The 22,840-nt window shown below is 39.4% G+C and carries 21 protein-coding genes, 1 tRNA gene and 1 pseudogene; 8 read left to right on the top strand and 15 right to left on the bottom strand.

All coding sequences use genetic code 11. From position 1 onward, the window contains the following. The first annotated feature begins 15 nt into the window (after positions 1-15). Together AC056_RS05885 and AC056_RS05880 are read left to right on the top strand one after the other, a co-directional pair. A complete protein-coding gene (locus AC056_RS05885) occupies positions 16-732 on the top strand; it encodes an AzlC family ABC transporter permease (protein ID WP_077163001.1) in 717 nt (238 codons plus the stop codon). A 1-nt stretch (position 733) separates the two neighbouring features. Next, positions 734-1,051 carry an AzlD domain-containing protein gene (locus AC056_RS05880; RefSeq protein ID WP_019457158.1) on the top strand — a complete coding sequence of 106 codons (318 nt, stop codon included), beginning with the start codon at positions 734-736 and terminating at the stop codon, positions 1,049-1,051. Positions 1,052-1,089: 38 nt separating this feature from the next. Here AC056_RS05880 and AC056_RS05875 read toward each other — a convergent pair whose 3' ends face one another. The 11 genes from AC056_RS05875 to AC056_RS05825 form a co-directional block, all read right to left on the bottom strand. Continuing rightward, complete coding sequence (locus AC056_RS05875) at positions 1,090-1,542, bottom strand: DUF962 domain-containing protein (protein WP_077163000.1); 453 nt, start codon at positions 1,540-1,542, stop codon at positions 1,090-1,092. A gap of 587 nt (positions 1,543-2,129) precedes the next feature. Beyond that, positions 2,130-2,747, bottom strand: coding sequence for a septal ring lytic transglycosylase RlpA family protein (locus AC056_RS05870; RefSeq protein WP_002052473.1), 618 nt, complete (start codon positions 2,745-2,747; stop codon positions 2,130-2,132). 290 nt (positions 2,748-3,037) lie between these two features. After that, positions 3,038-4,039 carry a lytic murein transglycosylase B gene (gene mltB, locus AC056_RS05865; RefSeq protein WP_019457156.1) on the bottom strand — a complete coding sequence of 334 codons (1,002 nt, stop codon included), beginning with the start codon at positions 4,037-4,039 and terminating at the stop codon, positions 3,038-3,040. A 19-nt stretch (positions 4,040-4,058) separates the two neighbouring features. Then, the gene (rodA, locus tag AC056_RS05860) at positions 4,059-5,201 is read right to left on the bottom strand and encodes a rod shape-determining protein RodA (RefSeq protein WP_019457155.1); all 1,143 of its coding nucleotides are present in this window, start codon (positions 5,199-5,201) and stop codon (positions 4,059-4,061) included. Positions 5,202-5,327: 126 nt separating this feature from the next. Next, entirely contained in the window at positions 5,328-5,978 is a 651-nt protein-coding gene (locus AC056_RS05855) for a hypothetical protein (protein ID WP_004700442.1), read from the bottom strand. A 23-nt stretch (positions 5,979-6,001) separates the two neighbouring features. Continuing rightward, complete coding sequence (gene queF / locus AC056_RS05850; RefSeq protein WP_077162999.1) at positions 6,002-6,814, bottom strand: NADPH-dependent 7-cyano-7-deazaguanine reductase QueF; 813 nt, start codon at positions 6,812-6,814, stop codon at positions 6,002-6,004. Further along, on the bottom strand, positions 6,811-7,584 hold the full coding sequence (locus AC056_RS05845; RefSeq protein WP_039250823.1) for an ABC transporter permease: 774 nt from the start codon (positions 7,582-7,584) through the stop codon (positions 6,811-6,813). The genes queF and AC056_RS05845 overlap by 4 nt, the downstream gene beginning before the upstream one ends. Next, positions 7,581-8,516: an ABC transporter ATP-binding protein gene (locus AC056_RS05840; protein WP_068933489.1), complete on the bottom strand. Its 936-nt coding sequence runs from the start codon at positions 8,514-8,516 to the stop codon at positions 7,581-7,583. Before AC056_RS05840 ends, AC056_RS05845 begins: the two co-directional genes overlap by 4 nt. Positions 8,517-8,633: 117 nt before the next feature. Continuing rightward, positions 8,634-8,710 (bottom strand) — tRNA-Arg (locus tag AC056_RS05835). 102 nt (positions 8,711-8,812) lie between these two features. Further along, complete coding sequence (locus AC056_RS05830; protein ID WP_077162998.1) at positions 8,813-9,436, bottom strand: hypothetical protein; 624 nt, start codon at positions 9,434-9,436, stop codon at positions 8,813-8,815. Between the two features lie 149 nt (positions 9,437-9,585). Then, on the bottom strand, positions 9,586-10,272 hold the full coding sequence (locus AC056_RS05825) for a putative quorum-sensing-regulated virulence factor (protein WP_049066082.1): 687 nt from the start codon (positions 10,270-10,272) through the stop codon (positions 9,586-9,588). Positions 10,273-10,521: 249 nt separating this feature from the next. Between AC056_RS05825 and AC056_RS05820 the strand changes: the two genes are divergently transcribed. Beyond that, positions 10,522-11,751 carry an alpha/beta hydrolase gene (locus AC056_RS05820; RefSeq protein ID WP_019457150.1) on the top strand — a complete coding sequence of 410 codons (1,230 nt, stop codon included), beginning with the start codon at positions 10,522-10,524 and terminating at the stop codon, positions 11,749-11,751. A gap of 107 nt (positions 11,752-11,858) precedes the next feature. On the opposite strand, the pseudogene AC056_RS19820 reads toward AC056_RS05820, so the two are convergent. Then, positions 11,859-11,936 (bottom strand): annotated as a pseudogene (locus AC056_RS19820) (hypothetical protein); the annotation flags it as partial. 60 nt (positions 11,937-11,996) lie between these two features. Between AC056_RS19820 and glyA the strand changes: the two are divergent. Further along, a complete protein-coding gene (gene glyA, locus AC056_RS05815; protein ID WP_004700476.1) occupies positions 11,997-13,250 on the top strand; it encodes a serine hydroxymethyltransferase in 1,254 nt (417 codons plus the stop codon). Between the two features lie 44 nt (positions 13,251-13,294). On the opposite strand, the gene adeH is transcribed toward glyA, so the two are convergent. Genes adeH through adeF form a run of 3 tightly spaced genes read right to left on the bottom strand, consistent with a single transcriptional unit; the run spans position 13,295 to position 19,159 of the window. Continuing rightward, entirely contained in the window at positions 13,295-14,743 is a 1,449-nt protein-coding gene (gene adeH / locus AC056_RS05810) for a multidrug efflux RND transporter outer membrane subunit AdeH (RefSeq protein WP_077162997.1), read from the bottom strand. A 9-nt stretch (positions 14,744-14,752) separates the two neighbouring features. Next, entirely contained in the window at positions 14,753-17,932 is a 3,180-nt protein-coding gene (gene adeG / locus AC056_RS05805) for a multidrug efflux RND transporter permease subunit AdeG (RefSeq protein WP_077162996.1), read from the bottom strand. 6 nt (positions 17,933-17,938) lie between these two features. Then, complete coding sequence (gene adeF, locus AC056_RS05800) at positions 17,939-19,159, bottom strand: multidrug efflux RND transporter periplasmic adaptor subunit AdeF (protein ID WP_004700481.1); 1,221 nt, start codon at positions 19,157-19,159, stop codon at positions 17,939-17,941. Positions 19,160-19,356: 197 nt separating this feature from the next. Between adeF and AC056_RS05795 the strand changes: the two genes are divergently transcribed. The 4 genes from AC056_RS05795 (at position 19,357) to AC056_RS05780 (ending at position 22,837) form a co-directional block, all read left to right on the top strand. Next, on the top strand, positions 19,357-20,385 hold the full coding sequence (locus AC056_RS05795) for a LysR family transcriptional regulator (RefSeq protein WP_004700483.1): 1,029 nt from the start codon (positions 19,357-19,359) through the stop codon (positions 20,383-20,385). 175 nt (positions 20,386-20,560) lie between these two features. Next, entirely contained in the window at positions 20,561-21,346 is a 786-nt protein-coding gene (locus AC056_RS05790) for an ABC transporter substrate-binding protein (protein WP_077162995.1), read from the top strand. Between the two features lie 91 nt (positions 21,347-21,437). After that, positions 21,438-22,121 (top strand): ABC transporter permease, encoded by a 684-nt coding sequence (locus tag AC056_RS05785; RefSeq protein WP_077162994.1) that lies wholly within the window; start codon positions 21,438-21,440, stop codon positions 22,119-22,121. Between the two features lie 2 nt (positions 22,122-22,123). Then, positions 22,124-22,837, top strand: coding sequence for an ABC transporter permease (locus tag AC056_RS05780; RefSeq protein ID WP_077162993.1), 714 nt, complete (start codon positions 22,124-22,126; stop codon positions 22,835-22,837). The last annotated feature ends 3 nt before the right edge of the window (positions 22,838-22,840 follow it).

The raw sequence follows: 22,840 nt of genomic DNA, 5'->3' as shown, positions 1-22,840 counted from the left end.
TATAGATGTCTAGAGATGAATGCTCACTTAAATCAATCTGTAAGATTTTCTAAAGGCCAACCTCCGTATCTTTTTTTACGAGGGGCGGTAGATATATTGCCATTGTCTATTTCGGTTATTCCGTGGGCTATTTTGGCTGGTTCAATGGCAATTCATGCAGGTTTATCATTTTATAAAGCATTAGCAATGTCAGGAATTGTTTTTGCTGGCGCTGCACAATTGGTCAGTTTGAGTATGGTGATGGAAGATGCATCATTATTAACGATCTATATCACGATTTTCTTTCTTACTGCACAGCATTTTATTTATGCATTAACTTTAAGAAATAACATTTCTATTTTGTCTTTGCCAAAGCGATTAAGTTTAGGTTTTTTGCTAACAGATGAATTGTTTGCTTTAAGTGCTCCGAACGAAAAAAAGCATCCTCATTATTTGTTAGGGGCGGGTATATGTTTTTATTTATTCTGGGCGGTTTTTAGTTTAGCTGGAATTTTATTGGCTACGGCGATTCCAGATTTATTGTCCTACCATTTAGATTTTTCGATTATTGCTATTTTTGTGGCCATGATTATTCCTATGTGTAAGGAAAAGCCTGTCATAGCTGGAGTTTTAACAACTTGCATTACTGGCTTTTTTTTCAAATTTTTAAACTTGGAAGGAGGTATTCTAATTTCTGGCTTATTGGGAATGCTTATTGCGGTTTTTGCAGAAAATAGAACAGGAGAAAAATAATATGTCATGGCTTATGATTTTAGGATTGGCTGCTATTGTATTTTTTAATCGTTATTATTTTTTAGAACCCAATGTAAAAGTAAAATTACCCGTATTGATGAATAAAATGCTGAATTATTCAGCGCCTTGCTTATTAACTGCTATTTGTATACCAGTAATCTTTTTTGAGGGAAATGAACTAAGAGGTATTTTTGATAATCCTTACTTATACGCGACAATATTTTGTATTGTAATAGCTTTCTATTTAAAAAAAGTTTTGCCCAGTGTGCTACTCAGCTTAGCATTTTTCTATTTTATAAATTTTCTAATAAATCAGTAAATTTAAGCTGAATCTAAAAGATTCAGCTTTTTAATAAATTATTGAGTAATCAGTTTGTTCTGCCGACTTTTCCACTTAGGTAATATTTTTGCAAGATAGGCATCCATACACCAAACTGGACCAATCAATAGAAATTGTAAATCTTTAAAGAAGGAAGGTTTTTTCCCTTCAACTTTATGTCCGTAAAATTGTCCAATCCAAGCAATAACAAAAAGAGCAATATAAAACCCGACACCTACAGGTAAGACATAAATAAGCCAAGCCATCACAACGAGAAGTGCAGCCATTGCTACTGCAAGTACAAGATCGAGTCGAGCATAGAAAATTAGAGTCAGTACAATGAGTAAAGCAGTGAGTAAGGCGCTAAAGTGGGCAATGATTCCGATAATAGAAAATAAAATAGCTGGGACGCATACCCAGTGGATTTTCTTATTCGTTGGATTTTGATGGCTTTCACTGTATTCATCAAACCATTCACCAATAGATTTCATAGACCTTTTTCTCCATGTCTAATTTTGAATCATTCTTTTTATGCCTATATTTTAGCCTGTTGTTATCTGAGTAGACAAGAAAAGTTGTACATGTTCCTTATCGTTTATTCATTTACTCTGAATATTCGTATAAGCATAAATTTAAGATCTAACCATCTATAAAAATAGGTTTGAAAAATTAAAAGATGAACTTAGAAAGAGTGAGATGTACTTAAAAAAACTCGAACTACTTATTTGCGGGTTTTGAAGTCAGGAAATGACCCAAAAAAGCACTTTTTTATGAGAAGTGGGAAAATAATAGAAAAAGGCTCAACTCAACTTGCCTTAAAACGCGATAAATAGCTCTTTTTAGACTAAAGTGGTACTAGGGTAGCGTAATTTTTTTAAAATGGCTGTAATCGGAAAATATAAGCAAAAAAAGATGGGTAATAAAATGATGTATTTTTGGGTTAAAAAATAATCAATTTTGTAATTGGAAAATGAGTAGAAACATAAAATTTTTGAACATAATTTCTTATGATGAACTCCAAAAATTAAAAAGCCACAAATTAAATTGTGGCTTTTTCATGAACTCTAGGAGTAATCGCTTATGAAGTAGGACCGTCTACACGTTCAATACTTACTTTTGCAGTACCAGCATTGGTAATACCAAGGCGTTTTGCTGCACCGTATGATAAATCAAGTACACGATTTGCATGGAATGGACCACGGTCGTTTACTTTTACTACCACACTTTTACCATTGTCTTTGTTTGTCACACGGATATAACAGTTCAATGGCAGACTGCGATGAGCAGCAGTAAGTGCATTCATGTCGAATGTTTCACCACTTGCAGTTTTACGGCCATGAAATTGACGACCATACCAAGATGCCATACCAGTTTGGCTAAACTTACGAACAGTATTTGAAGCTACTGTGTTAAGTTTTTCAATCACTGAAGGCTCATCTTCAGGGATTTCAATTTTAGCTGCGATAGCTTGACGACGAATTTGATCGCCAGAACGTTCAGTGATTGAAAGACTGTTAATGTTAGAAAAACGAGAATTAAAGCTTTGAGTATCTTTACTCAATACACGTGCAGCTAAATTTGCATTTGGACCATCTACATCACTGTTTAATGATGATGACTGCATCATTTCAGCGTGCAGCGGGGCCATACTTAAACTAGCCGTCAGTGCAAGAATGTATTTCAGCGATAACTGCATTTATATAAACTCCTGAGAACATGCTCTTTTTCTTTTAGCCGACAGACTAAAAATTGAAGTGAACATGCCTAATTATTCACTTTTGCAATTGCTTGATTGGGGTGGATAATATTCATCGCTTACGGAGAGTGTCTAGTCTTTAACGAGAAATAGTTACAAAAAGGGCAAAAACTTACAGTTTTAGATTAAAAAATAACCAAATATGTAACAAGGTATTTAAAATGTGTGTATTGTGATCGATTTAACAAAAATATTTATTGACTTTTACAAAAACTCATCAAAAAGCTAGCCTATCGGCTAGCTACTTCTGTGCCTAACAACCATACTGCAGTCGCATACATTCGGCTTTTGTTGTAAGTGGTAATCACTTGAAAATTTGGATAGGTTAAATAGTAAATCGGACCGTTATAGTCTTGTAATTGAATAACATTTACCATATCTAGGTCATCAATTTTAACTAAAGGGTTTAATGGTGAAATCCCTTGAGTTTTGAGTACGCCATATGGAGAGGGCTGAGTTAGGTCTTTGGCAATGATATTTTCTGGATTTGAGCCGACATAACGAGCCATGAAGCCAATCGGTTGATCGCGTTGCCATCCTTGTTTTGCTAAGTAGTTTGCGATTGACCCAATAGCATCTTCCGCAGAATTACGAAGATCAATATGCCCATTACCGTCAAAATCGACTCCATACTTACTGATATTGCTTGGCATAAACTGTGGGTAGCCAATTGCTCCAGCATAAGAGCCAACAATACTATTGGTTGGATAGCCTTCTTTATAGGTCCATGCAATCAGAGCAGCTAACTCATCACTGAAATAATCAGCACGACGCGGGTAACCAAATGCTAATGTCGCAAGCGCGTCACGAGTGATGAAAGAACCTTTATTGGCTCCATATCCTGTTTCAACACCTAAAATACCTAAAATGACAGCTTGGGAGACACCAAATTGCTGCTCAGCTCGGTTAAGTGCATCTGCATATTGGTTTTTAAAGCGGACACCACGCTGAATAGTACCTTCAACTAAAAACATAGAGCGATAGTCGTACCAAGGCTTACTTTCACCTGGGCGAGTCATAATATTTATAATGTTTGGTAAATTTTTTGCACCGCTCATCGCGGCATCTACTTGTACACTGCTTAAACCATAAGTATTCATGGCTTTTTGTTTAAAATTTAAATAATTAGGATCATTTACAAAATCATTGGCCTGAGCAAAATGACTTGTGCTCACTAGACCAGTACACAAAGCGAGTACTTTTAAAGTTTTATTAACAAATTGAGACAACATATCTTTTTTAAATTCCAAATTATCGATGTGTATGAATAGACATGACTAAACCAAAAGTGGCCATTAAAGTAATAATAGCGGTACCGCCATAACTCATAAAAGGCAAAGGAACACCCACTACAGGTAAAATACCACTGACCATTCCTGCGTTTACAAATACATAAACAAAAAAAGACAAACCAAAGGCGCCAGCAACCAAACGGCCATAATTATGAAAGCTTTGTAAACCAATTTGGAATGTTCTAAAAATAATAGCTGAATAAAGAATAACTAATATAAGTACGCCAATCAGGCCAAATTCTTCGGAATAAGCCGCAATAATAAAGTCAGTATGACCTTCTGGCAAAAAGTGTAAATGTGACTGTGTCCCTTCAAGAAAACCTTTACCAGAGAAACCACCAGAACCAATAGCTGTTTTAGATTGAATAATGTTCCAGCCTGTTCCTAATGCATCTGCTTCTGGGTCAAGTAGCGTTAGAACACGTTGACGTTGATAGTCGTGTAAAAGGAATTCCCATGCAATTGGAATAACAATAGCGGCACAGGCTGCAGCTGCGCCGATCATACGCCAAGACAGACCACTTAAAAATAGTACGAAAATACCACTGGCTAATACGAGTAGAGATGTTCCTAAGTCAGGTTGTTCTGCAATTAGTAAAAAAGGAACACCAATTAACATTAATGATAAAACAACTTGAGAAAAGCTAGGGGGAAGTGGTTTGCGTGCTAAGAACCATGAAATCATCATTGGCATGCCAATTTTCATGAACTCACTGGGTTGCACACTTCCGAAACCGGGAATATCAATCCAGCGTTTAGCCCCCATACGAACTTCACCAAAGACCATAACTCCAATTAAGGAAAATAGTGCAAATAAATAAAAGTAGGGTGAAAAAGCTTGATAAACCTTTGGAGGAATTTGAGCTAGACCAATCATGACTAAAAAGCCAATACCAAAGCTCATAGCCTGTTTACTGACTAAGCCGACATCTTGTGCAGATGCACTATATAGTACCGTTAAACCTAACAGAGCATTTAGGAATAAAAATAGGCATAACCAAGGGTCAATATGAAGTTGCTGCCAGCGTGATGGTTGCATGGCAGTACTAAGACCATCTCGAGGAGCTTGGCGTAAAAATTTATATTGTGGACTAGGAGACATGCGGCTTTAACTAGGTCAATCAGTGCTTGGCGCATGCTAACATAAACGTGATTTATGGCAATGTATATCAATATTTTGCAATAAAAAAACCTGGCGTTTGCCAGGTTTCCGATAGTCTATTTTTTATTAGTTAAAGAATAGACCATCATGATATTCAGCCATCGCTTTCAATTCAGTGCGATTTAAACTTGGAATGAGTTTATCGATCGCGATATGAACCGCTTTAGTCACAGCAGCAGCGCCAATATCGGCTGCTTTACGCTTAATCATGCCTAAATCTAATGTCTTGTTAAAATCAGACATAAAGTGTCTAACCATAGCATCGCCAAACTGTTTATAGAGTTCTGCTAATGCTGCTTTATTAATGTCATTACCTGCTTGAAGCTCAGCAAAATTATGCTTCAAATTAGTCACTAAGCTAGCATCTAAAGCTACGCCAACTTTATATTGACCTTGTGGATCTTTAAATAAGCTTTTCTCTGAAAATTCAACTGACTGTTTAACAACATCATTTGGTGCTTTACTGAGTAATTGCTTTAAAAGTACGGCAACTGTAGATTTGACATAACCAGCAAGTTTTTCGGCAGTATCTCTTTTTTCACTCGCTGGGAAATGTTGTACTAACTGAATCAGTACATTATCAATAATTTCTTCATTGAGTTGTAAAGCAATTTTGTCTCGAAGTGGATATAGCGGTTCACTAGAATTTTTATTCGCAATTCCAGTCTGCATATCGTTCAATAAGCCTTCAGAAGGGGTAAAACCAAAAAACGGCATGGTGTATCCTCAAATTATTCGTTTTATTGTCGTGCCAATCGAATCGGTTTTGGCATCCATGATAGATCCGATACTCGGCAAGGATTGATATCAAGTCCACCGCGGCGAGTATAAGTTGCATAAACCATCAGCTTTTCAGGCTGCAAATTTTGCCAAACATCTGCAAAGATTTGCTCAACACACTGTTCGTGGAAACCGTTATGCTGACGGTACGAGATAATATAAGCTAAAACACTACGATAACAAGGTTTTTTGCCCTTAAAACGGATAAAAACTGTCCCCCAATCTGGTTGTCCCGTGACTGGGCAGTTACTTCTCAAAAGATGAGAATACAGCTCAATTTCGACTTCTTCGTCAGACTCATCTAGTTTTAAAAGCGATGCATCGGGATGTTGTCCTAAACGTTCAGGTGTTAGATCATCAATACAAATGCCTTGTGGCTTGGAAATATCGAGATCATCTACTTGAAATAGCGTTAGCTCAACTTTTGCACCTGCCGCAGCTGATAAATCTTTTTCAACTGTTTCAATGAATAACGCTTTAGAGTCAAACTGAGTGAAGTTAAGACTATTGAAGTAAAGTTTTAATGACTTTGATTCAATCAAATTTGGTGAAGACGCTGGCAGTGTAATTCTGCCAATAGCAACCTGTGGAATACCGTGCGAATTTAACCAAGAGATTTCAAAAACATGCCACCAATCTTTACCTTGGGTAATACCTTCAATATGTGAATAATTTTCACGAGATTGAGCACGTGCGATTGGAAATAACACATCGGGTTGATAGCTAGTTGGATACTGGGTTTCTTTACCCAATAAAGACTGTTCGACACTCATTCACGCATTCCTGAACCACGAGCAAGTAAATAGTAAGCAACTCCGTAAAGTACAACACAACATAATGTCACAATGGTTAAAGAGAACGTAACGTTCACGTCACTGTGACCTAAAATGCCGAAACGGAAAGCATTAACCATATACACAATAGGATTAATTAAAGAAAGTTTTTGCCAAAAAGGACCAAGTGCACTAATGGCATAAAATACACCACCTAAGTAGGTGAGAGGAGTAAGTACAAATGTTGGAATAATAGAAATATCATCAAAAGATTTTGCATAGACTGCATTAATAAAGCCGCCTAAGGAAAATAAAACAGATGTAATTAAGACTGTATATATAGTTACGAACCAGTTATGTATAAAAAGGTCAGTAAAGAACATACTCATTGCAGTAACAATGGCTCCAACCAGAACACCACGACAGATACCACCAATCACATAGCCCCATAAAATAATATGTAATGGCACAGGACTCATAATAAGTTCTTCAATGCTTTTTTGGAATTTCACACTAAAGAAACTAGAAGAAACGTTTGCATAACTGTTGGTAATAACAGCCATCATGATTAGACCAGGCACAATAAACTGCATATAGCTTACGCCGCCCATTTGTCCAATACGTGAGCCAACCAAATTACCAAAGATGACAAAATACAAGCTCATGGTAATCGCAGGTGGTAATAAGGTTTGTGGCCAAATGCGAAGAAATCGGCGTACTTCTTTACGAACTAAAGTCCAGAGGGCAATTTGCAGTTGGTTAAAGTTCATTTTGCCTCTCCTTCAAGATTTTTCTCAACCATTTTGACAAATAGTTCTTCGAGGCGATTTGATTTGTTACGCATACTACGAACACGAATACCTTGTGACTCTAAAAGTTGGAATAAGTCATTTAATGTATGAGCCTTATCCATGGTTACTTCTAAAGTGCTGCTATCAATTAAGTTGAATTTCACTCCAATAATGTTTAACTGGAGTGGGGCAATCGGTTCTGCCAAATCGAAAATAAAAGATTCTTCACTCAACTGGTTTAAGAAACTTTTCATACTGGTGTCTTCTTTGATGACACCGCGGTCAATGATGGCAATTTGACGACAGAGCATTTCCGCTTCTTCTAAATAGTGTGTCGTTAAAATAATAGAAGTGCCACTTTCGTTCATTTCGGTTAGAAAATCCCACATAGAACGGCGTAACTCAATATCTACACCCGCAGTAGGTTCATCTAAAATAAGAAGTTTAGGCTCATGCATCATGGCACGGGCTATCATTAGACGGCGCTTCATACCACCAGACAGCATGCGTGCTTGTATATTACGCTTTTCCCAAAGGCCTAGTTTTTCTAAATAATGTTCGGCACGTTTTTCGGCAATCTTTTTGTGAATGCCGTAATAGCCAGCTTGAGTGACTAAAATATCGAATGCTTTTTCAAACTGCCCAAAGTTAAATTCTTGAGGGACAACGCCAAGCTGTTGTTTTGCTAAAGATGGATGAGTGTCGAGATTGTGCCCAAAAATCTCAACTGTTCCTTCGGTTTTTTTTGTGAGGGAGCTGATAATACCAATGGTTGTTGATTTGCCGGCACCATTTGGGCCTAACAACGCATAAAATTCACCTTCAGGCACAGTGAGGTTAATACCTTTTAACGCCTGAAAACCATTACGATATGTTTTGGACAAATCTTTTAATACCAAAGCATCAGTCATGAAATTCTCACATTATGAAAGAGGGGTATATTTTGAGCGATAATGATTAATAAACCAAGTAAAATAGTCGGAATTTTATGAAATTGGAATAAATTTATGAAGTTATTATATATAAATTGGTGCGCCCGGCGGGGATCGAACCCACGACCCCAGGCTTCGGAAACCTGTACTCTATCCAACTGAGCTACGAGCGCACATGTGTGGGGCACATCATAGGAAAAAAACACCGGTAGGTAAAGCACGAAATACATACCAAGTGAGTTTAATGCTTATTTAAACAGCAGCTTGTTCTATTTTTAGATGCGTTGTTGAATAAGCTGAATTGAATAGTTAATAGATTGAAGTGTCTTTGCTAGCTCATGAGGGGGAATACGTGACTCTTGTAAGTGTGTAATCCATTGCATTTGACACATTTTAAGTTCTTGAAGTGTTTTGATTTGCTCTATTTTTTGAATAAGGGGTTTTGCCATAAGGCCACAGAACTGACCTAAGCTTTGTTTCATTAATAATTGTATTTCTTCAAAAGACAGTTGCTGAACTGGAATAGATGGCTGGTCATTTTGTATATTTGAAGAAGTTACAGACGTTGATTGAGGAACCTGAATCTCTCCAACTAAGTCGTTACTTTTGTTCTCATCAATATTTTTCGGATGTACTTCATTTGATGATATAGATGACTCTTGCATAGATATTTGCTCGGTCAACTCTGAGTAACTTTCGTTAGAAGTAGCAATGAGTTTTAAATCAATCAGTTGTTGAATCAGCTCTGGAGGAGCAATACGCTTTTTAAACTCACTATTAAGGCTTTGAAAATCTTCATGATCAATGAGTAGAAGTAAACGTCTTTGTTTTGCATTTAACGTAATATTACGTTGTTGAAGCGCAACTCTTCCCAAATTGGTTCGATAAAAACCAGACATTGTATTTCCCCAATATAAAAATGAAGCAGACTGTTTAATTTTTATCAAACAGTACTGTTCTTAATAAAATATAAATGGGGTTAAAGATAAAACTCAAAAATGACAATATGATGAAGAATTTATGAATATCATCTATTTAAGTTAAGTCTTTAAAATGCACTTTCTAATGCCTTACGTAAATAGGCATCAAGTTCGTCTTGACGTAGAAGCCATTGAATATAATCTTTAGGCAGTTCAGCAATTGCTGTACCTTTATGCTTACCAAAGTTAATAGTCGTGGGGATACGGGCTTCTTCAGAAACTTGGTAAAGCTCTTCAATATCTTGAATATTTAAATGAAAGATAATATGCATCAAAATATTGGCAGTTAAAATAATATCGGCATCGGCACGGTGTGCACCTTTGAGTAATTCTCGTGCTTTACTGCTGCCTTGAGAAATCATATAAATGAGTGCAGAAATATTATGAGCTTCTGCATCTGGCCAAGCTTTGCGTGCTAAAGCTAAAGTACAAATTGGTTTTATATGAGATACATCAACGCCACAACGAGCAATAGCTGCAATATCATAATCAATGTTGTGACCAATAATATAAGTTGTGCTATCAGGTAATTTAAATGTTTTATAGTGAGGCTGGTTTTCTAGGTCAGACTCCAAGATGTGATGCACCGCCATCGCAGCATAAGAGATCGGCGTTCCAACCTGATAGAGCTGATCAAATAATTTGCTTTTATCTAAAGTCAGTTTACCTGCATTAAGTTCAATGGGAGCGTATGCAATTTCAATAGGCAAACCATTTAGTGTATGAGTTTCTGTATCTAAAATAATGGCTTGCATCTTTTGAACCTTTAAACAATCACAAGTAACCGTCAATGTTAACAGTTGACTAGCGACTTTAAAACATAGAATAAGATAGATATAGCTATGAAATTTAATTTATGTTGAAAAGTAGAAAATCTCGCTACTTATTTTGATTAAATATCACTTGCGAAAAATGAAGATTAGGCGTAATTGTTTGTAAGACATTTAAAATGTTCATTAAAAACTAAAGCACAACAAAAATCGAATTTAAGGGAAGATATACCAATGAAAATGAAACTGTTCATGACCAGTGTTCTTAGCACAAGTTTATTGTTGACGGCATGTGGTGGTGGAAGTAGTGATGACAGTCCAGCAACTACTGATCCATCTGGTACACCAGCCAATAATATTCAAAATCCAGTGGTTAAAGTCGATGCTTATACAAGTACTAACTTAGGAGCGGTTGCTGCTGAAAGTAGTATTTTGACTTATAAAATGTTAGGCCAAAGTGGACAAGAGGTTCAGGCAACAAGTTTAGTATTTACACCGACGACACCACCACCAGCAGGCGGTTGGCCAATTGTGGTTTGGGCTCATGGTACGACAGGGGTTGCAGATGCATGCGCACCAAGTAAATCGGCATTAACAGATAGTACTAAAGATTTAATTAGTAAACTTCTTGCGGCGGGTTATGTCGTTGTCGCACCTGATTATGAGGGTTTAGGAACCCCAGGTATACATCCATTCTTAAATGTTAAAAGTGAAGCTTATTCAATTACTGACGCCGTGGTTGCAACACGCAATTATTTATCTCAGCGTAATTTATTGACTTCGAATAAATGGGTCACTGTAGGTCACTCTCAGGGTGGGCATGCTGCATTGGGTGCTGCACAATATGCAAGTCGTGCACAGCTAAACTATAAAGGTACAGTAGCGGTAGCACCAGCTTCAAATCTAGGATTTATTTTAATTGCAGGTGAACAAGCCGTTGCCAATGCAACTTTGGATAAAAAGATCCCAATGTATGCACAGCTTGATACATATACTGCTTTAGTTACAGCTGGCATTCGAAATACACAACCAAGCTTTGATTATTCGCAGGTATTTACTTCACAAACCGCAAGTACTGCACAGCAGGCGGAAACAATTTGTGCAGGGCCATTGGGTCAAGCCTTTGGTGCAGGTATGACTAAGTATGCTACAGAGCATAATGGAACACTGGATGGATATACGCGTACTCAACCTAATTTTATGGCAGTACCTTTAGTTAAAACATTCTTAGATAAAGATTCTCAACCTTTACAGGCAAAAGTCACTACCCCGATTATTATTTATCAGGGCTTAGCAGATACAACAGTTCCGAAAGTAGCGACTGATATTTTGATATCTAATGCCACTGTGGTAGGTACAAAAATTAATAGCTATGTGACGGGTAACTGGGATCACGATTCAGCAATGAGTAGTAATGTAGATAACATTGTTGGAAATGTACAAAACCTATTGTCAGCTCAATAAGGGTAATGATATTTAAAGTTTTTTTGTTGCTATGAAAAGCTAAATTTAACTTTAGAAAATTATTAAATAAATGCTTTTTAAGTGTTTATAAATTATTTTAGATTTGATGGCTCATTTTTTATAAAAATTGAGCCATTTTTATTTAAAACTGAGCTAACTTGATTCTGTTTAATTATAAAGTTCATGCTACAATATGCCGCAATCTTAGCACGGCTTAAAAGCCCTAATTTATAGGACCCCCGCTAATGTTTGCCAATATTTCCATTTCTGAATTTGATCCAGAATTAGCTCAAGCTATTGCTTCTGAAGATGAGCGTCAAGAAGCACATATCGAGTTAATTGCATCTGAAAACTATTGCTCTCCTGCTGTGATGGAAGCGCAAGGATCAAAACTTACGAACAAATACGCAGAAGGTTATCCAGGCAAACGCTATTATGGCGGTTGCGAGTATGTAGATGTTATTGAGCAAATGGCGATCGACCGTGCTAAAGAACTTTTTGGTGCTGATTACGCAAACGTTCAACCACATGCTGGTTCACAAGCTAACTCTGCTGTTTATTTAGCACTTCTTAACCCAGGCGACACAGTTTTGGGTATGAGCTTGGCTCACGGTGGTCACTTGACTCACGGTGCAAAAGTAAGCTTCTCTGGTAAAACTTATAACGCTGTTCAGTATGGTTTAAACTCTGAAACTGGCGAGATCGATTACGAAGAAGTTGAACGTTTAGCGTTAGAGCACAAGCCACGTATGATCGTTGCTGGTTTCTCTGCTTATAGCCGTGTTGTAGATTGGCAACGTTTCCGTGACATCGCGGACAAAGTTGGTGCTTACCTTTTTGTTGATATGGCTCACGTTGCAGGTCTTGTTGCTGCTGGCGTATATCCAAACCCAGTTCAAATTGCTGACGTAACTACAACGACGACTCACAAAACACTTCGTGGCCCACGTTCTGGTTTAATCCTTGCGAAAGCGAATGAAGAAATCGAGAAAAAACTTCAATCAGCTGTATTCCCTGGTAACCAAGGTGGTCCATTAATGCATGCGATTGCTGCTAAAGCAATCTGCTTCAAAGAAGCAATGTCTGATGACTTTAAAGCTTACCAACAACAAGTTGTGAAAAATGCTCAAGCAATGGCTGAAGTATTAATCGCACGTGGTTATGATGTTGTTTCTGGCGGTACAGACAACCACTTATTCTTGTTATCTTTAATCAAACAAGACGTAACTGGTAAAGATGCTGACGCTTGGTTAGGTGCTGCTCACATTACTGTGAACAAAAACTCAGTTCCAAATGACCCACGTTCTCCATTTGTAACTTCTGGTATCCGTATTGGTACTCCAGCAGTAACAACTCGTGGTTTTGGTGAAGCTGAAGTTCGTGAGCTTGCTGGTTGGATCGCTGACGTGATTGACAGCAAAGGTGACGAAAAAGTTATTGCTGATGTAAAAGCGAAAGTTGAAGCTGTTTGTGCAAAATTCCCTGTATATGCAAAATAATTTGTGTGTATAAAAAAAAGCGCCGTAAGGCGCTTTTTTTTATATCAGTTATTCCAACCCCCACCTAAAGCACGGATTAAGTTTACACTTGCAATGATTTGGCCACCTTTAAGCTGAGCTGCCAATTGTTCTTGTTGCAAAATAGTCCGGTCGGAGTCAATCACATCAAGATAGCTAATCGCACCTTCTCGATAGCGTAGATGAGACAATTGATTTGCATGACGAGACGATGAGAGTGCTTGGTTTTGAGCTTGAATTTGCTGATCAAGAATACGTTGATCAGACAAACCATTTTCAACTTCACGAAAGGCGTTTAGTACAGTTTGTCTATAGTTGGCAACACTTTCTTCATAAGCTGCTCGTGCTTGAGCAACACCGGCTTTACGTTGTCCGCCATCAAATAATGGTAAAGATAAAATAGTACCTGCGACTGGACCAAGCAAGAAGGTACGGCTCGACCATTTACCTAACTCGCTTAAACTTGAAGATTCATAACCTAAGGCACCCGTTAGATTAACTTTCGGGAAAAAAGCTGCACGGGCAATTCCAATACGTGCATTATCTGCTGCCATAGCACGTTCAGCAGCAGCAATGTCAGGTCGCCTTTCAAGTAAACTTGATGGTAATCCTGCTGGAAGACGAAGACTATTTATAGTTAAAGGTTGGACAGCCAAGCTAAAGTCAGCTGGTGTTTTGCCTAACAATACTGCAAGTGCATGTTCGGCATTGGCTCTGTTACGAGCAATGCTCAGTGCATTGGTTTGAGCTGTAGCAAGTTCAGTTTGTGCACGAGAAACATCTAATTCACTGACTAAACCATTTTTAAATCGGGTTTGAACGAGATCTCGTGTCTCACCAAGTAATTTAATAGTACGAGTATAAATTGCTTGTTCAGCATCAAGCTGGCGAATGAGAAAATAACCTTGTGCAACATCGGCCTGTAACGCTAAAAGTGCCGACTGATATAACGCTTCTTGCTGTTGTAGATCCGCTGTTGCTGCATTGACACTACTAGCGATACGACCAAATAAATCGAGTTCATATGAAACATTCGCTTGAGCGCGCCATAAGGTTTGTGCAGATGTATGAGCATTGTCATCTAAACCCAATGAAGCAGGAGAGGGTTTTTGACGAGTTGGGCCAAAGCCAGCACCAATACTTGGCAAACGTTCGGCTTGTGCTGCCGAACGTATTGCACGTGAAGCCTGAATATTAGCTGCTACCGCTTTAAGATTTTGGTTGCCGGCAATCGCTTGTTGTTCTAGCTCATTCAATTGAGCATCATTAAAAACACGCCACCATTCACCTCGAACTTGCTGATCGGCAGGCTGGGCAATTTTCCAATTATTGTCTTCAAGTTTAGGGTCTGACTCCTTGAATTTGACAGGAACTATAACTTTTGCAGGTTGATATTCCGGAGCCAAAGAGCAGCCTGCAAGAAGCAGGCTCCCCATCAGTGAGGACAATAACAAGCTTTGTTTTGCTGTAGTCATTAATCCTCCTTAATGATCGTGTGGGTTAGCTAATGGCGCTTCATGAACTGCTGCGGAATGCAATTTATGTTTGCTATTCAATGTACGAATCAGGACGTAAAAGGCAGGGGTCAGGAATAAACCAAAGAAAGTTACCCCGATCATTCCGAAGAACACTGCAACACCCATAGCATGACGCATTTCAGAACCTGCACCAGTTGAAGTAACCAGTGGGACGACACCCATAATGAATGCAATAGACGTCATTAAAATTGGGCGTAAACGTAGACGACTTGCTTCAACTGCTGCTTTAAAGGCAGTTGCACCTTGCATTTCGAGTTCCCGCGCAAATTCGACAATTAAGATGGCATTTTTACAGGCCAGCCCGACCAGTACCATCAAACCGATTTGGGTAAAGATATTGTTATCTCCACTGGTGAGCCAAACACCTGTCAGAGCCGCCAAGATTCCCATCGGTACAATTAAGATGACTGCTAATGGTAAAGTCAGACTTTCATATTGAGCGGCTAAAACTAAGAACACGAGCAATACGCTAATTGGGAATACCCAAAGTCCTGCATTACCAGCCAAGATTTTTTGGTAAGTTAAATCTGTCCATTCAAACTTGATACCACGCGGCAAAGTTTGAGCAGCAATACGTTCAACAGCAGCTTCTGCTTGGCTAGATGAATAACCTGGTGCAGGGCCGCCGTTAATATCGGCTGAAGTGTAGCCGTTATAACGCACCACCATTTCTGGACCGTAGGTTTGAGTTACATTCACCAATGAAGATAATGGCACCATTTGTCCGGCACTATTACGGGTTTTAAGCTGCAAAATATCTTCAGGATTTGCACGGAAAGGCGCATCGGCTTGTGCACGAACCTGATAAACACGTCCAAAGCGGTTAAAGTCGTTAACATACTGCGAACCTAAATAAATCTGCATAGTGTTGAAAACATCTGTCACAGCAACACCTTGCTGTTTGGCTTTTACACGATCCAAATCTACGTTTAGTTGAGGTACGTTAATTTGATAACTTGAGAACATTGGACCAAGCTCAGGAGCTGATTGAGCTGCTTTCATAAAGTTTTGTGCAGCATCATTCAAGGCTGAATAGCCTAAGGCACCTCGGTCTTCAAGTTGAAGTTTAAAGCCGCCCATAGTCCCTAAGCCCATCACAGGTGGTGGTGGGAAAACCGCAATATAAGCATCTTGAATAGCTGAGTATTTCTGGTTTAATGCACCTGCAATAGCATTTGCAGATAAGTCTTTGGCCTTACGTTCATCGAATGGCTTTAAGGTCACAAAGACAATACCGGCACTTGAGCTATTGGTGAAACCGTTAATTGAGAGACCAGGGAAGGCAACCGCGCTTTCTACACCGGGCTGTTTAAGTGCGGTGTCACTCATTTTACGAATGACAGCTTCGGTACGATCTAATGATGCGCCGTTTGGTAGCTGCGCAAAACTAATCAAATATTGTTTGTCTTGAGCGGGAACAAAGCCACCCGGAACAATATAAGAAATACCAACGGTTAAACCTAGAAGAGCTACATATACACCCATTGCCGATGCTTTATGGGAGATAACACGACTTACGCCTTTACCATAGTTGTCTGACGCACGGGTAAACACACGGTTAAACAGCGCAAAGAAACGTCCGAATACACGGTTCATAAGACGTGTTAATGCATCAGGTTTAGCATCATGTCCTTTCAGTAACATGGCTGCTAAAGCAGGAGATAGCGTAAGGGAGTTAAATGCCGAAATAACCGTTGAAATGGCAATGGTCATGGCAAATTGTTTATAAAATTGCCCTGTTAAGCCTGTCATAAAGGCAAGAGGTACGAATACTGCAACCAGCGTTAAGGCAATGGCAATAATCGGGCCGCTTACTTCTCGCATGGCACGGTACGTCGCTTCCCTTGGGTTTAGGCCAGCTTCAATATTCCTCTCGACGTTTTCGACGACCACAATCGCGTCATCGACTACAATCCCGATGGCAAGCACCATCCCGAATAGCGAAAGCGCATTGATTGAGTAACCAAAAGCAAGCATGAGCGCGAATGTACCAATAATTGAAACAGGTACGGCAAGTAATGGAATGATTGAAGCACGCCATGTTTGTAAGAATAAAATAACGACCACAACAACCAGTGCAATTGCTTCAAGTAAGGTATGAACGACTGCTTTAATACTGGCACGTACAAATTGAGTCGGATCGTACACAATGTCGTATTTAATTGAAGATGGGAAATCTTTTGAAAGTTCTTTCATTGTGCTACGCACTTGATCAGAAACTTGCAAAGCATTCGCGCCTGGTGCTTGGAAAATTGGAATGGCTACCGCTTGTTTATTATCGAGTAATGAACGCAAGCCATATTGTGAAGCTGCAAGTTCAACGCGTGCAACATCACCCAATCGAGTAACCGCGCCATCAGGAGCCGTTTTTAAAATAATATCGGAAAATTCTTGCTCAGTGGTTAAACGACCTTGAGCGTTTACCGAAAGTTGTAAAGGGGAATTACTTGGTGATGCACCAATGGTTCCTGCTGCAACTTGAATGTTTTGTTCGCGGATTGCACTGACAATTTCAGTGGCGGTGAGATTACGTTGCGCTACTTTTTGTGGGTCGAGCCACACACGCATCGCGTAGTCACCAGAACCAAATAAACCGACTTCACCTACACCTTGTAAGCGTGCCAAACGGTCTTTTACGTTGAGCACCGCGTAGTTACGTAAGTAAGTCATGTCATAGCGATTATCTGGTGAGGTCAGATGCACAACCATGGTTAAAGTCGGTGAGCTTTTTAAAGTAGTAACGCCTAAACGCTGTACGTCTTCAGGTAAACGAGGCAGGGCTTGAGATACACGGTTTTGAACCAATTGCTGTGCTTTATCTGGGTCGATACCGAGCTTAAAATTCACCGTAATGGTTAAATTACCGTCGCTGTTTGCCTGAGATTGCATATACAGCATGTCTTCAACGCCGTTGATGGATTCTTCAAGCGGAGAAGCAACAGTTTCAGCAATCACTTTTGGGTTTGCACCCGGATATTGAGCACGTACCACCACAGAGGGTGGAACAACTTCGGGGTATTCTGAAATCGGTAATTTAAATACCGAAAGAAGACCGGCAAGTAAAATCAGTACGGATAACACGCCAGCAAAGATCGGCCGATCAATAAAAAATTTAGAGATATTCATATGTGATTAACCTTTTGCCGGAGTTGAAGTTTTTTCTGTTGGCTGAGGTTGAGGGGTAGTGCTGTTCGCAGTGATTTGCGCGTTTGGCATAGGTACAAGATGAGGTGTAACAGGGTCACCCGGACGAATCCGCTGTAAACCATTCACCACAATACGATCACCCGCTTGTAATCCGCTATTTACGATTTGCAAGCCATCTTGTTGTGCACCGAGTTTTACCTCACGGTAAGCAGTTTGATTTTTAGCGTCGACTACCACAACAAAACGTTTATCTTGATCGACACTAATTGCAGTTGGGCTAATCAAAATTGCTGAACGAGGTTGACCTCCACCTAAACGGATTCGTGCATATAAGCCTGGTAATAAAACGCCGTTAGGATTATCAAAAGTTGCTCGAACGCGAATCGTACCTGAGGTGGTATTTAAGTTATTGTCAATTGAGTTGATGGTTCCTTCACGAGAGAAACCTGTTTCATTGGCAAGTCCCATATAGACAGGAACTTGAGCTGAATTACGCTGATTACTGATGTATTTGAGATAAGTTTGTTCATCAACGTCGAAAGAGGCGTAAAGGCGAGATACAGACACCAAGCTTGTTAAGACCTGTGCGCCATTACCGGCAGACACCACATTACCAACGGTTACTTCGGCACGGGAAATTCGGCCGCTGACTGGTGCAGTAATACGAGTGTACTCAAGATTTAAACGTGCAGACTGAACAGCGGCTCTAGCAGCTTGTAGGTTGGCATTCGCTGAACGTGCATCATTTTCAGCTAGATCCAGCTCTTGGCGTGATACAGCATTACTCTGAATTAAACGTTGAATACGAGAAAGGTTAGATCCCGTATAAGTGACTTGTGCCTCAGCCGAAGCAAGTTGAGCTTGAGCACGATTCAGTTCTGCTTGGAAAGGACGTGGGTCGATTGTAAAAAGTAAATCGCCTTTTTTTACAAGACTGCCATCTTTGAAGTGTACGGAAATGAGTTTACCTGAAACCTGTGGCCGAATATCGACTTGATCAATCGCTTCTAAGCGACCGGAATATTCTTGCCAATCGGTAATCGTTTTGCTAATAACATTAGAAATATCAACTGTTGCAGCTTGTTGGGCACTGGTCGGTGCAGCTTTTGCATCGGCATTTTCATGTAAAAACATAAAACTACCCCCTGTAGCCAAAATGGCGACAAAGATGGCAGACAGTGCGAACTGTTTGCGGGAAAATGACATAAGGTGCTCCTAGTTATTTGGATACCTGTTTTCAGACTTTTAGTTGTGGTCCGTATGGGAGAAACAGGGTTTATGGGATGGACGGAGCATAAAAGTTTGTCAATCACGAATAAATATATTAAATTCGATAACACTATTCGTATTTTTATAACAATTGATGTGTTTGATTAAATAAATGCATTGATAGGAGTGTGCGTGTGGATCTATTTCATGCGATGAAAGTATTTAACAAAGTTGTCGAAACAAATAGTTTCAGTTTAGCGGCTGACAGTTTAGGACTACCGCGTGCTTCTGTGACGACAACCATTCAAGGTTTAGAAAAACATTTACAAGTTCGTTTATTGAACCGAACCACTCGTAAACTGAGTTTGACACCAGATGGTGCAGTTTATTATGAACGGACTGCACGAATTTTAGCCGACGTAGAAGATGTAGAATCGAATTTCCATGATTCTGAACGTGGACCACGAGGTCGACTGCGCATTGATGTTAAAGCGTCAATCGGACGACTCATCCTTATTCCAATGCTTTGTGATTTTCATGCCAAGTACCCCGATATTGATTTGGTGATTGGAATGAGTGATCGTCCAGTCGATTTGGTTCAAGATGCAGTGGACTGTGTTATTCGTATTGGTCAATTGAAAGATTCAAGTTTAGTTGCACGTCGTATCGGAACAATTCAGTGTGTCACTGTTGCTGCGCCTCGTTATTTGATGGAACATGGCGAACCAAAAACCATTGAAGATTTACAAAAACATCAAGTCGTGCATTATTTTAATAGCCGTACCGGACGCAATATTGACTGGGATTTTATGGTGGATGGCGAGATTCATAGCGTCGGTGTGAAAGGGCGTGTTTCTGTCAATGATAGCGATTCATATATTGATTTGGCAGTGCAAGGTTTCGGCTTAATTCAATGTCCATATTATATGGCGGCAAAACATTTAGAATCTGGTGCGCTTAGGGAGGTATTGACTGAATGGTTACCTGCACCGATGCCAATATCAGTCGTTTATCTACAAAACCGTCATTTATCGCCTAAAGTTCGTGTATTTGTAGACTGGGTAGCTGAATTATTTGCAAGTTGTCCATTGTTGAGTGGTTGTTCAATGGCATGGGATTCGAAATGTGAATTTGCCAGCGCCAAAGAAAATAACCATGAATATACCATTCGGACATTGGTTGAAAATGAAAATATGGCAGAAGCCTATACACTCAAAAACTAATTTAAAATTTGAGTGATTTTTCAACATTTAGATAGTTGATCCAATCCATTGTTTAGACATATTCATAAATCCTTAATTTACTGGTATAGAAATTGCAATTATTTCGGCAGAAGAGTAATTTAGAAATTGCTCAAGTTTTTATCACCTTATTTGGATTTTAAGGAGAAGCTTCAAGATGGCAAGCTTTATGAAAAAAATGTTCGTTTCGACAACCTTAGTTTTGGCTGCTGTTGCAACGAATGTTCAAGCAAAGGATTGGAAGGTGATTCGTTTTGGTACTGAGTCGTCTTATGCTCCATTTGAATATAAAACACCAGATGGCAAGTTAACTGGTTTTGATGTTGATTTAGGTAATGCCATTTGTGCAAAGCTTAAAGCCAAATGTGTTTGGGTTGAAAACTCTTTTGACGGGATGATTCCCGCACTTAAAGCGAAAAAATTTGATGGCATTCTTTCATCAATGACCGTTACTGATGAACGTGCGAAACAAATTTTATTTAGTAGCAAAATCTACAATACGCCAACGCGTATGGTTGCAAAAAAAGGCTCACCTTTATTGCCAACGCCTACTTCATTGAAAGGTAAGCGTGTAGGGGTACAACAGGGCACAATTCAAGAAACATACGCTAAAACCTATTGGGCTCCAAAAGGTGTGAGTGTTGTTCCTTATCCAACTCAAGACTTGATTTACCAAGACATGATGTCTGGTCGTTTGGATGCAACTTTACAAGATGCGATCATGGTTGATGGCGCTTTCTTAAAACAACCAAAAGGCAAAAACTTCGCTTTTGCTGGTGGCAATGTGGTTGATGTGAAAACATTGGGCGTAGGTGCGGCTATTGGTTTACGCAAAGAAGATGCAGATTTGAAAGCAAATATTGACAAAGCTTTGGCTGCAATCATTGCTGATGGCACATACAAGAAACTCGAGAAAAAATACTTCTCCTTTAACATTTACTAATGATGTAAAAAATGTCGGCTAAGTGCCGACATTTTTAAATCTATTCTCATCTCATCAATATTAGATATTGTTTTTAAGGAGAAGATGAGTCATGTCTTTTTCTGGCTATGGGCCACTCCTTCTCAGCGGAACATGGATGACTATACAGCTTGCGCTGTTGTCACTCTTGCTTTCTGTCATTATTGGCTTAATTGGTGCGAGTTCAAAACTCTCTAATATTAAAGCCTTACGTTATATTGCGACCGGCTATACCACGCTCATTCGTAGTGTGCCTGACTTAGTGATTATGCTGCTGTTATTTTATAGCTTGCAGTTGGGTTTAAACCAAATTACTGAAGCACTGCAAATGGACCAGATTGATATCAACCCATTTGTGGCTGGTGTGATTACCTTAGCGTTCATTTATGGTGCATATTTTACAGAGACCTTTCGTGGTGCATTTCAATCGGTTCCAACGGGACAAATTGAAGCAGCAATGGCCTATGGGATGACGCCGTGGCAGGTTTTTCGACGTGTTTTATTCCCTCAAATGATGCGTTTTGCATTGCCTGGTATTGGTAACAACTGGCAAGTTTTGATTAAAGCGACCGCACTGGTTTCCATTATTGGCTTAACTGACATTGTAAAAATTACGCAAGATGCAGGTAGAAGTACCATGCAATTGTTCTTTTTCAGCATCGTCGCTGCTGCGATTTATTTGGCAATTACTACCGTGTCAAACCTGATTTTAATGTGGCTTGAACGTCGTTATTCTGCTGGTGTAAGGAAGGGGTAATTATGATTGAAATCCTTCAACAATATTGGAAGGCATACCTTTGGACCGATGGCCTACAAATGACCGGTGTCGCGATGACTGCTTGGTTATTGGTGCTTTCAATCGGTATTGGGTTTGTGCTTGCTGTGCCTTTATCACTTGCACGAGTATCAGAAAATAACTGGTTACGTAGTCCAGTTTGGTTGTTTACCTACGTTTTTCGTGGCACGCCCCTGTACATCCAACTGTTGATTATTTATTCAGGTATTTACAGCTTTGATTACGTCCATGAACATCAAACGCTCGATGCATTTTTTCGAGAGGGCATAAATTGCACCATTTTGGCGTTCGCGCTCAATACTGGTGCATATACGACTGAAATCTTCGCAGGAGCGATTCGTTCTATTCCACATGGCGAGATTGAAGCTGCCCAAGCTTTCGGTATGTCAAAATGGAAACTCTACACACGTATTATCATTCCGTCGATGTTACGCCGTGCTTTGCCATTTTACGGTAACGAAGTCATTTTGATGTTGCATGCGACAACCATTGCATTTACAGCAACAGTTCCCGACATTTTAAAGATTGCTCGCGATGTGAATGCCGCAACCTATGACACTTTCAATGCTTTTGGAATTGCTGCTGTGTTGTATGCAGTGTTGGCATTTATTTTGATTTGGATATTCCGTAAGTTGGAAAAACGTTGGTTGGCATTTTTAAAGCCATCGAATCATTAGGAG

This window comes from Acinetobacter genomosp. 33YU (assembly GCF_001990725.1).
GTDB lineage: Bacteria > Pseudomonadota > Gammaproteobacteria > Pseudomonadales > Moraxellaceae > Acinetobacter > Acinetobacter seifertii.
The sequence above is the reverse complement of the archived record's forward strand: the minus strand, read 5'-3'. Positions and strand labels throughout refer to the sequence as shown.

What these genes read in the sequence shown, in the direction of transcription:
- AC056_RS05885 (WP_077163001.1), top strand. Translation starts at nt 16, where the DNA reads ATGAATGCTCACTTAAATCAATCTGTAAGATTTTCTAAAGGCCAACCT.
- AC056_RS05880 (WP_019457158.1), top strand. Translation starts at nt 734, where the DNA reads ATGTCATGGCTTATGATTTTAGGATTGGCTGCTATTGTATTTTTTAAT.
- AC056_RS05875 (WP_077163000.1), bottom strand. Translation starts at nt 1,542, where the DNA reads ATGAAATCTATTGGTGAATGGTTTGATGAATACAGTGAAAGCCATCAA.
- AC056_RS05870 (WP_002052473.1), bottom strand. Translation starts at nt 2,747, where the DNA reads ATGCAGTTATCGCTGAAATACATTCTTGCACTGACGGCTAGTTTAAGT.
- mltB (WP_019457156.1), bottom strand. Translation starts at nt 4,039, where the DNA reads ATGTTGTCTCAATTTGTTAATAAAACTTTAAAAGTACTCGCTTTGTGT.
- rodA (WP_019457155.1), bottom strand. Translation starts at nt 5,201, where the DNA reads ATGTCTCCTAGTCCACAATATAAATTTTTACGCCAAGCTCCTCGAGAT.
- AC056_RS05855 (WP_004700442.1), bottom strand. Translation starts at nt 5,978, where the DNA reads ATGCCGTTTTTTGGTTTTACCCCTTCTGAAGGCTTATTGAACGATATG.
- queF (WP_077162999.1), bottom strand. Translation starts at nt 6,814, where the DNA reads ATGAGTGTCGAACAGTCTTTATTGGGTAAAGAAACCCAGTATCCAACT.
- AC056_RS05845 (WP_039250823.1), bottom strand. Translation starts at nt 7,584, where the DNA reads ATGAACTTTAACCAACTGCAAATTGCCCTCTGGACTTTAGTTCGTAAA.
- AC056_RS05840 (WP_068933489.1), bottom strand. Translation starts at nt 8,516, where the DNA reads ATGACTGATGCTTTGGTATTAAAAGATTTGTCCAAAACATATCGTAAT.
- AC056_RS05830 (WP_077162998.1), bottom strand. Translation starts at nt 9,436, where the DNA reads ATGTCTGGTTTTTATCGAACCAATTTGGGAAGAGTTGCGCTTCAACAA.
- AC056_RS05825 (WP_049066082.1), bottom strand. Translation starts at nt 10,272, where the DNA reads ATGCAAGCCATTATTTTAGATACAGAAACTCATACACTAAATGGTTTG.
- AC056_RS05820 (WP_019457150.1), top strand. Translation starts at nt 10,522, where the DNA reads ATGAAAATGAAACTGTTCATGACCAGTGTTCTTAGCACAAGTTTATTG.
- glyA (WP_004700476.1), top strand. Translation starts at nt 11,997, where the DNA reads ATGTTTGCCAATATTTCCATTTCTGAATTTGATCCAGAATTAGCTCAA.
- adeH (WP_077162997.1), bottom strand. Translation starts at nt 14,743, where the DNA reads ATGACTACAGCAAAACAAAGCTTGTTATTGTCCTCACTGATGGGGAGC.
- adeG (WP_077162996.1), bottom strand. Translation starts at nt 17,932, where the DNA reads ATGAATATCTCTAAATTTTTTATTGATCGGCCGATCTTTGCTGGCGTG.
- adeF (WP_004700481.1), bottom strand. Translation starts at nt 19,159, where the DNA reads ATGTCATTTTCCCGCAAACAGTTCGCACTGTCTGCCATCTTTGTCGCC.
- AC056_RS05790 (WP_077162995.1), top strand. Translation starts at nt 20,561, where the DNA reads ATGGCAAGCTTTATGAAAAAAATGTTCGTTTCGACAACCTTAGTTTTG.
- AC056_RS05785 (WP_077162994.1), top strand. Translation starts at nt 21,438, where the DNA reads ATGTCTTTTTCTGGCTATGGGCCACTCCTTCTCAGCGGAACATGGATG.
- AC056_RS05780 (WP_077162993.1), top strand. Translation starts at nt 22,124, where the DNA reads ATGATTGAAATCCTTCAACAATATTGGAAGGCATACCTTTGGACCGAT.